10 protein-coding genes are annotated in these 8,802 nt (G+C 71.9%); 4 read left to right on the plus strand and 6 right to left on the minus strand.

Annotation, left to right across the window (positions count from 1 at the left end):
• Positions 1-15 precede the first annotated feature (15 nt).
• From AB4Z01_RS05810 to AB4Z01_RS05825, 4 genes are read right to left on the minus strand one after another with little or no spacing between them, the layout of a single operon-like run.
• Positions 16-1,053: an LLM class flavin-dependent oxidoreductase gene (locus AB4Z01_RS05810; RefSeq protein ID WP_441691497.1), complete on the minus strand. Its 1,038-nt coding sequence runs from the start codon at positions 1,051-1,053 to the stop codon at positions 16-18.
• Positions 1,050-2,003 (minus strand): flavin reductase family protein, encoded by a 954-nt coding sequence (locus AB4Z01_RS05815; protein ID WP_441691500.1) that lies wholly within the window; start codon positions 2,001-2,003, stop codon positions 1,050-1,052. Before AB4Z01_RS05815 ends, AB4Z01_RS05810 begins: the two co-directional genes overlap by 4 nt.
• On the minus strand, positions 2,000-2,800 hold the full coding sequence (locus AB4Z01_RS05820) for an alpha/beta fold hydrolase (RefSeq protein ID WP_441691502.1): 801 nt from the start codon (positions 2,798-2,800) through the stop codon (positions 2,000-2,002). Before AB4Z01_RS05820 ends, AB4Z01_RS05815 begins: the two co-directional genes overlap by 4 nt.
• Positions 2,793-3,380, minus strand: a complete 588-nt coding sequence (locus AB4Z01_RS05825; protein ID WP_441691505.1) for an amino acid synthesis family protein — start codon at positions 3,378-3,380, stop codon at positions 2,793-2,795. Before AB4Z01_RS05825 ends, AB4Z01_RS05820 begins: the two co-directional genes overlap by 8 nt.
• Positions 3,381-3,549: 169 nt before the next feature.
• On the opposite strand from AB4Z01_RS05825, the gene AB4Z01_RS05830 reads away from it, so the two are divergent.
• Positions 3,550-4,242, plus strand: coding sequence for a GntR family transcriptional regulator (locus AB4Z01_RS05830; RefSeq protein WP_441691508.1), 693 nt, complete (start codon positions 3,550-3,552; stop codon positions 4,240-4,242).
• A 30-nt stretch (positions 4,243-4,272) separates the two neighbouring features.
• Here the strand turns inward: AB4Z01_RS05830 and AB4Z01_RS05835 are convergent, their stop codons facing one another.
• Both AB4Z01_RS05835 and AB4Z01_RS05840 read right to left on the minus strand, forming a co-directional pair.
• Complete coding sequence (locus AB4Z01_RS05835) at positions 4,273-4,908, minus strand: NrsF family protein (RefSeq protein WP_441691511.1); 636 nt, start codon at positions 4,906-4,908, stop codon at positions 4,273-4,275.
• Positions 4,905-5,462 (minus strand): sigma-70 family RNA polymerase sigma factor, encoded by a 558-nt coding sequence (locus AB4Z01_RS05840; RefSeq protein WP_441691512.1) that lies wholly within the window; start codon positions 5,460-5,462, stop codon positions 4,905-4,907. Before AB4Z01_RS05840 ends, AB4Z01_RS05835 begins: the two co-directional genes overlap by 4 nt.
• Positions 5,463-5,807: 345 nt before the next feature.
• Between AB4Z01_RS05840 and AB4Z01_RS05845 the strand changes: the two genes are divergently transcribed.
• From AB4Z01_RS05845 to AB4Z01_RS05855, 3 genes are all read left to right on the plus strand, one after another.
• The gene (locus tag AB4Z01_RS05845; RefSeq protein ID WP_441691515.1) at positions 5,808-7,160 is read left to right on the plus strand and encodes a hypothetical protein; all 1,353 of its coding nucleotides are present in this window, start codon (positions 5,808-5,810) and stop codon (positions 7,158-7,160) included.
• Between the two features lie 20 nt (positions 7,161-7,180).
• Entirely contained in the window at positions 7,181-7,684 is a 504-nt protein-coding gene (locus AB4Z01_RS05850; RefSeq protein WP_441691517.1) for a DUF6789 family protein, read from the plus strand.
• Positions 7,685-8,802 (plus strand): thiamine pyrophosphate-binding protein (locus AB4Z01_RS05855; protein ID WP_441691520.1); only part of this gene is annotated, 1,118 nt, incomplete at its 3' end. It abuts the gene before it with no gap.

Here is an 8,802-nt window from a genome sequence, read left to right on the forward strand (position 1 = left end):
TCTCTCGTGTCGGCCTCAGCCGAAGGCGGGCATCACCTTGTCGATGAACAGCTCCAGCGACCGCTTCTTGCGTTCGAAGGACAGGCCGCTGTCGACCCACAGGCTGTACTGGTCGTAGCCCAGGGCCTCATAGGCCTTGAGCCGGGCGATCACGTCCTCGGGCTCGCCGATCACCAGGTTCCGGCGCATCAGGTCCGGCGCGTATTGCGGCATCGCCGCCACCTCGGCCTCGCTCAGCGGCTCCAGGAAGCCCTGGCGGACCGGCCGCTCGTTCTTGAACCAGGCGCCGAAGGTGCAATAGAAGCGGCTCAGCTCGCGCGCCGTCTCCGCCACCTCCGCCTCCGAGGCGCAGACGAAGCTGTGCATCAGCAGCATGATCTGCGGCCGCGGCCGCTCCGGATGGGCGGCGCAGGCGGTGTTGAAGCGGTCCATCAGGCTGGCGACCTCGACGTCGCCCGAGGCCAGCGGCGTGACCTGGACGTTGCAGCCGTTGGTGACCGCGAATTCATGCGAGTTCGGGTCCCGCGCCGCGACCCAGATCGGCGGGTGCGGCTGTTGCACCGGGCGGGGCACGCAGGTCGTGGGGGGGAAGGACCAGAACTCGCCCTGATGGGCATAGTCGCCCTGCCAGAGTTGCTGCACCGCCGGGATCAGCTCGCGCAGGCGCTGCCCGGCGCCCCAGGCGTCCAGCCCCGGCAGCAGCCGCTCGTATTCGAAGGAATAGGCGCCGCGGGCGATGCCGATGTCGAGCCGGCCGCGGCTGGCGACATCGGTCAGCGCCGCCTCGCCGGCCAGCTTGATCGGGTGCCAGAACGGCGCGATCACGGTGCCGGTGCCGAGGCGGATCCGCTCGGTCTTCGCCGCCAGATAGGCCAGGTTGATGAAGGGGTTCGGCGCGATCGTGAACTCCATGCCGTGGTGTTCGCCGACCCAGGCCGCCTCGAAGCCGCCGCGCTCCGCCAGCTGCACCAGCTCGGTCAGCTGGTCGAACAGCTCGGCATGGGACGGGCCGGGGGCCAGCCGCTCCATATGGACGAAGAGGGAGAATTTCATCGCAATCCAGCCTCGTTCTGGGCTTGCAGGGCGCGGACCGTGCCGGCCGCGGCGTCACCGACATAGATGCCGAAGCTGTCCTCGCCGCGCTCCTTGACGAAGCGCTGCAGCATCGACCGGACGGCGTCGTCGGCGAGACGCGGCCAGGGAATGTCGTCGAGCGGGACCAGCCGCAGCGCCGGATCGCCCGGCAGCTCGCCGGCCAGGGCGCCGCGGTAGTAGATCGACACCGTGCCGCGGTCGGTCCCGGCCTCCTCGAACACGGCGAACAGGAAGCTGAGGCGGGCGTCCAGCCCGTGCCGCGCCAATACGCCCTTCAGGCTGCGCGGGTCGGCGGCCGGGTCGAGGCCCACGCCGGCGGGCAGGTCGAGCCGGCCGTCGCCATCGGCCAGCAGCAGCACCGCGCCGTCGCGCTCCAGGATCGCGCCGACCCGGGTGCGGCGATGGGCGGCGGCCAGCGCCTCCTGCGACAGGCCGAAGGCGACATAGGCGCCGCGGCAATAGGCCAGCGGCGTCGCCGGGGACTGGCCGAAGCCGGCGACCCGGCCGATCAGGACCAGATGGTCGCCGGCATCGACGACCTGGTGCGTGGCGCAGTCGAACCAGGCGGCCGCGCCGGCGATCAGCGGGCTGCCGGCCGGCCCGGTCGCCCAGGCAGTGGCGGCGAATTTGTCGGGGCTCTTGGAGGCGAACAGGCCGGAGACCGCCTGCTGGTGCTCGGCCAGCACGTTCACCGCGAAATGGCCGCTGCCCTCGAACACCGGGCAGCTCGCCGCGGTCTTGGCGATGCAGATCAGGACCAGCGGCGGGTCGAGCGACACCGAGGTGAAGGAGTTGGCGGTGAAGCCGCGCGGCCCGCCATCGGGCTCGACCGTGGTGACCACGGTGACGCCGGTGACGAAGCTGCCCAGCGCCTTGCGGAACTCGCGCGGGTCCAAGCCGTCTGTCATGGCGTGGTCACCTCTTCGACGAAGGCCCGCAGCCGCGCGTTCACCAGCACCGGGGCGGTGAGGCTCATCATGTGTCGTTCGCCCGGCAGGATCTCGGCCCGGCCGCGGGGAACGGCCGCCGCCATGGCGCGGGACATCTCCGGGCTCGAATTCGGGTCCGCTTCGCCGGTCAGGAACAGGGCCGGCACGGCGAGGCCGCCCAGCCGGCCGGCATGAGCCAAATCCGAGCTGGCGAACAGCCGGTAGGTGCGGGCGTAGCCGACCGGATCGGCCGATTCCAGGAAGGCGCGGGTCTGGCCCGCCACCTCGGCCAGCGCCGCCGGCACCGGGTCGCCGAACCAGCGGGCGATGGTGCCGGCGACGGCGCCGCCCGGCCCCTCGGCCTCGATCCGGCGGGCGCGGTCCAGCACCGCCTCCCGCTGCGCCGGCGTGCGGCGGTAGACGGCGTTCAGCGCGGCCACGCCAAGGGTCCGGTCCGGGTGGTTCAGCGCGAATTCCAGCGCCACCAGCGCGCCCATGGAATGGCCGACGACCACGGCGCGGTCGAGGTCGAGCGCATCCATCAGTGACCGCAGCTGGTCGCTGTAATCCCTGAGACCCGGCCGCTCCTGCGGCAGGGCGCTGCCGCCATGGCCGAGCATGTCGTAGGCGACGGCGGTGTGGGTGGCGGCGAAGGTCTCGATCTGCGGCGCCCAGACTGCCGATGCCATGCCGACGCCATGGATGAACACGATCGGGCGACCMGCGCCGGCCTGGTGCCAGCGCGTCTGCCCGGCAGTGAGGGCAGCCTCAGGCATCGGTGCCGCCGAGATCGCGCAGATCCTGGTAGCGGTCGCCGATGCGGTGATGCGGCCGGCCGCCGATCGAGGCGCCGAGCGCGACCACGATCTCGTCCGGCGCCGGCGCGTCGACGATCGAGAACTGCACGGTCAGATAGTGCGACCGCCGGCCCTCGTCGTTCTTGTCCATCAGCGGGATGGTGACCGGGGTGGCCGGGCCGCCGCGCAGATTGGTGAAGGACAGGTAGCTCTTGGCGCCGACGGCGCGGCGGTAATGGTTGCCGAAGCGCAGGGTGTGGATCAGCGCCGAGGCGTGCTCGATCTCGCCGGACGTGCCGACGATCGCCGCCTTGCCATAGGCCTCGACCGCCTCGCCGGATCCGGCCACCCGCAGGATCTCGGCCGTCAGCATTTCGCCCAGCACCGGGGCCTGGGCGTGGATCTCCGGCTTCAGGTCCTCGACGAAGCCGCGCCCGGCCCAGGGGTTGGTCAGCACCGCCGCGGCGGCGAACAGCTTCAGCGGCCGCGCCGCCGCCCGGCCGCCCTCGATCCGGGTGTCCTCGACATAGGTCACGAGCTTGCGCAGCACCAGCGTCATTCCTTGCCCCTGTCCCCGAGCCCATCTGGGCGCTGTCTGATCTCCTCGTAAGATGGTATACCATCGGACAATCGAGTCAACAGCCGGGAATCTCCGCCCGGTCACCGGGGCCGGATGGTCTGGTGGCGCATGCCGCGATGGGCTAGGAGGGACAGGCCGGGAGAGAGCGATGAATGACGAGGACACGCTGCTGAGGGTCGACCGCAGCGCACGGACCCTGCGGGAGCTGGCGCTGGAGAAGCTGCGCGATGCGATCCTGGGGCTGCGCTTCCAGCCGGGCGACCGGCTGGTGGAGCGGGACCTGTGCGACCAGCTCGGCGTCAGCCGGTCGATCGTGCGCGAGGTGCTGCGCCATCTCGAGACCGAGGGGCTGGTCGAGAACGTGCCCTATCGCGGCCCGATCGTGGTGCGGCCGACGCCGGATCAGGCGAAGGAGATCTACGAGATCCGCGCCATGCTCGAGGCGCTGGCGGCTCGGACCTGCGCCGAGACGGCGCCGCGGGAGATCGCGGTGAAGCTGGATGCGGCGATGGGCCGGATCGAGCAGGCCTATGCCCAGCAGGCGCCGACCGCCGTGCTGGCGGCGACCCATGACTTCTACAAGATCCTGTTCCAGGGCAGCGGCAAGGCCGTGGCCTGGACCATCGTCAATTCGCTGAACGCCCGGATCTCGCATCTGCGGGCGATGACGATCTCGACCGCCGGCCGCTCCGAAGGCGGCCCGGCCGAGATGCGGCGGATCGTCGAGGCGATCGGACGGGGCGACGGGACGGCGGCGGCCCAGGCCTGCCTCGACCATGTCGGCCACGCCTCCGCGATCGCGCAGCGGCTGCTGTCACAGGATCAGACGACTCCGCCCTGAGAGGCGGGAGGCTGCGGCGTCAGCGCAGCCCTACCAGCGCAGCCAGCGCCGTCCGGCCAGGGTGCCGATCAGCACCACGATCCCGGTTGCCAGCGTGTACCAGGTGGCGACGAAGAACGGGCTGTCGTCCGGGCAATGCGCGGCGTAGAGGGTCGCGGCGATGCCGCTGGCCACCAGCCCGGCGACCGCTCCGGCCAAGCCCGGGCGCCGCGGTGCGCCCTGGCGCAGGGCGAGCAGCAACAGGGCCAGCGGGCCCAACGCCATCACCGGGATCAGGGTCAGGCACCACGGTGCGTTGGTGCCGATCCACCGTGTCTCCCAGCTCGACATCGGCATCGCCATCATCTCCAGCGCGACCGAGACCGCCAGCAGCATCGGCGCGGCCAGCAGCGCCCAGCGCCACGCGCCCAGCGGCACGCCCGGCCGCGCCAGGTGCAGGATCAGCCCGGTGGCGGTGATGGCCAGCGCCAGGGTGACGACGAATTTGAACAAATAGCGGACGGTCTCGACCGCCTGCATCACATCCGGCCGCACGCCGATGCCGGCGAAGAAGATCGCCGCGGCCACGACCGCGCCGCCGACCATGGCGGCCGCCACCGCCCGGCCGAGCGGCCAGCGGATCGGCGCGTCCTGCGCCAGGGCGATGATGAGGTCGTCGGTCTTCACCCGGGTTCACTCCGATACAAGGCGGCCAAGGCCTTCAGCGCGCGGTGCAGCGCCACGCGCACCGCGCCCTCGGTCATGCTGAGGCGGCTGGCGGTCTCGCGCACGCTGCCGCCCTCGACCGAGATCGAGCGCACGATGTCGCGCTGCTGGTCCTTCAGCTGCGCCAGCAGGCGCTCGACGTCGCGCTGCTGCAGCCCGTCCGGCGGCGATTCCGCCTCCAGCGTGTCGATCACATCCTCGATCGGCACATCGACATGGCGGCCGCGACGGCGCAGCGCGTCGATCATCTTGTTGCGCACGATCACCGAGATCCACGGCCCGATCGGCCGCGACTGGTCCCAGGATCCGCGCTTCAGATGGATCGCCAGCAGCACCTCCTGCACCACGTCCTCGGCGTCGCTGGCCGAGCCGCCGAACAGGGCGCCGCGCCGCCGCGCCATGGCGCGGAGATGCGGCGTCACCGCCTGCAGGAACCGGCGATAGGCACCGGCGTCGCCCGAGATCGCGGCCCGCATCCATATCGCCCACTGCTCCTCCCGCAAGGGATCATTCACGCGTCATCACCTCATACGGCTCCGGTTCCGGATTCGTTACAGAGGGCCGGGCGGTTGTGCGGGCGGCGCCAGAAAAATTTTCCCAGGCGGTGTAATACCAGCCGCCCGGCCGCCGAAGAAGTCGTCACAAGCCCGTTGCGGCGTGCCTCTTCTGCGGAACATCCGATGGATCGTCTCCTGCTTCTTCTTGCCCCAAGGACCGCGGCCTCTGCATTGCGGTCGAGGGTCGCAACCCGGGACGGCTGAGTCCCCGGGCGAACACCACCCCCCTCATTCCTTCGAACCGATGTGCCGCCGCGTCGCCCGATCGACGCCACGGTCGAGCCTTGCCCAAAGGACCCCGTCATGCCGTTGGACGCCTTCGACCTTTCGACCAGCTCCGCCAGCGCCGATGCCACCCGGGCCTTCGAGGAGGCGGTGCGCGGCCTCGCAGCCCACCGGCCCTCGACCGGCATCGCCCTCGGCCGGGCGCTGGCCGCCGACCCCGACCACGTCGCGGCCCTGGCCCTGAAGGGCTTCGCCAACCTGATCCTGGCGCGCGAGGAGCTGGCAGCTCCCGCACGGGAAGCGCTGGCGGCGGCCCGGCGGGCTCTGGCGGTGAAGGACGGCGGCACCGTCGATGAGCGGGCGCTGGTCGAGGCGCTCGGCCACGCCGTCGAGGACCGTTTCACCGAGGCCGCGGGCTGCCTGGACCAGCGCTTCGCCGACCGCCCGGCCACCTTCCTGCCGTTCAAGATCGCGCATGCGCTGCGCTTCATGCTGGGCGACGCCGCCGGCATGCTGGCCGCCTCGCAGCGGATGATGACGGTGTGGTCGCCCGACAGTCCGGCCGCCGGCTTCCTGCTGGGCTGCCACGCCTTCGCCATCGAGGAGCACGGCGCCTATGCCGCGGCCGAGGCCTATGGCCGACAGGCGGTGGCGATGGAGCCGGACGACGCCTGGGGCCTGCACGCCGTCTCCCATGTCCACGAGATGCGGGGCGAGATCACCGCGGGCATCGCCTGGCTGGAGAGCAGCCGCGGCAGCTGGTCCCGCTGCAACAATTTCAGCTTCCACATGGCCTGGCACCTGGCGCTGCTGCATCTGGATCGCGGCGAGCATGAACGCGTGCTGCAGCTCTACGACCAGGAAGTACGGCCGACCCCGACCGATGATTTCCGCGACATGGCCAACGCCGTGTCGCTGCTGTGGCGGCTGGAGCGGCTGGGCGTCGATGCCGGCGGCCGCTGGGCTGAGCTGGCGGAGATCGCCCGCAGGCGCCGGGCCGACACCACCCTGGTCTTCGCGTCGCTGCACAGCCTGATCGCGCTGGTTGCCCTCGGCGATCGGCCGGCGGCGGCGGAGCTGGTGATGGCCTTGCAGGTCCGCGCCCAGGGCAGCGGCGACCAGGCCCGGGTCGCGGCCGATCTCGGCCTGCCCCTGGCCCGCGTGATCACTGGTTTGGGGGGCACGGGTCTGGGTGGCGAGCGCGGGTCGCTCGACCGCCTCGCCGCCGGCCTGCCGCAGATCGGCGGCAGCAACGCCCAGCGCGACCTCTTCGTCCTGGCCCTGGCCGAGACCGCATCGCGGCGCGGCGACGCCCCGGCGCTGCGGGCGATTGGCAACGCCCGCCGCCGCCTGAAGACCGAGGACCGCCTGATCGCGTCGGTCGACGGCCGCGCTTTCTCCCCCGCCGCCCGCCTCTCGGCCCAACGCTGAATTCGACTGGAGATCCGATCATGACCATGACCCAGACATCCGATATGCCGCTGTTTCCCGCGGTCACCGGCCGCCTCGTCCCGACCATCCTGCTCGCCGGCATCGCCGCCGATGTGACCTGGGAGGTCTGGGCCCGCGGCATCACGCCGTTCCTGGTCGGCGGCCCGCTGGAGCCCGCGGCCCTGGTGCAGTCCGTCTTCGGCTTCCAGAGCTGGGCGGCGGGCGAGCTGATCCACGCCATCACCGGCATCGTGTTCTACCCGATCGGCTACCTGTTCATCGCCCGGCCGCTGCAGCGCCGCATCCTGCCGCAGTTGCCGCTGGCGCTGACCGGCGCCGGCTTCGGCATCGGGCTGTGGGTCTTCGCCCTCTATGTCATGGCGCATCTGATCGCCGGGCTGCCCGCCTTCCTCGGCTTCATCCCGCTGACCTGGGCGTCGCTGGTGGGCCACATCCTGTTCGGCCTGGTCGTCGCCTTCGTCGTACGCTTCCGCGAGTCCCAACCCGCTGAAAGCGTCCGGTAAATGACCCGCATCGCCGACACGATCGCCGCCACCCTGCACGCCCATGGCATCCGTCACGCCTTCGGCATGCCAGGCGGCGAGGTCGTGACCCTGATCGACGGGCTGGAGGCGGCGGGAATCCGCTTCCACCTGGCCCGGCACGAGACCGCGGCGGCGATCATGGCCGCCGGCGCCTCGGTGACCACGGCGACGCCGGGCCCGGGGGCCACGCCTGGCCTCCTCGTGGCGACCGTCGGTCCGGGGCTGGCGAATGCGGTCAACGGCATCGCCGACGCGGCGCAGGAGCATGTGCCGCTGGTGGTGATCTCCGGCATCGTCGACCGGCCGACCCGCGCCCGCTACACCCACCAGGTGATCGACCACGCCGCGCTGCTGCGGCCGCTGGTCAAGGCCAGCTTCGAAATCGAGCCGGAAAGCGCCGGCCCGACCGTGGCCCGGGCTCTGGCCGTGGCGCTGGCCGAGCCGATGGGGCCGGTGCATCTCGACCTGTCGCCGGCGGTGGCGGCGATGCCCGACCCGGCGCCGCGGCCGGTCGCCCCGCCGGCGGTGCTGCGCCCGGCGATCGGGCCGCAGGACCCGGCCATCGCGGCTTTGGCCAACCGCCTGTCGCGGGCGCGGCGGCCGCTGATCCTGGCCGGGCTGGAAGCGGCGCAGGGCGGTGCCGGCCCGGCGCTGCTGCGCCTGGCGGAACGGCTCGGCGCCCCGGTGGTCACCACCTACAAGGCCAAGGGGCTGGTGCCGGAGGATCATCCCCTGGCCCTGGGCGGCGCCGGCCTGTCGCCGCTGGCGGATGCGGTGCTGCTGCCGCTGTTCGCCCGGGCCGACCTGCTGCTGTTCGTCGGCTACGACCCGATCGAGATGCGGCTCGGCTGGCTCGACCCCGTCTCCGATCCCGACCGGATCGTCGAGATCACCGCCGCCCCGGCCGACCACGCCATGCACCACGCCGGCACCCGCCTGCTGGCCGCCCCAGCGGCCTCCGTCGAGGCTCTGATTGAGGCGATCCAGACAGACGCCACCTGGACTGGCGACGATCGCGAGGAAGGTGACGGTGTCTCGCGTTACCTCTCCCGCCTGGCGGGAGAGGTCGGGCGTCCGCAGGACGACCGGGTGAGGGC

This window comes from Inquilinus sp. YAF38, from assembly GCF_052113205.1.
Lineage (GTDB): Bacteria > Pseudomonadota > Alphaproteobacteria > DSM-16000 > Inquilinaceae > Inquilinus.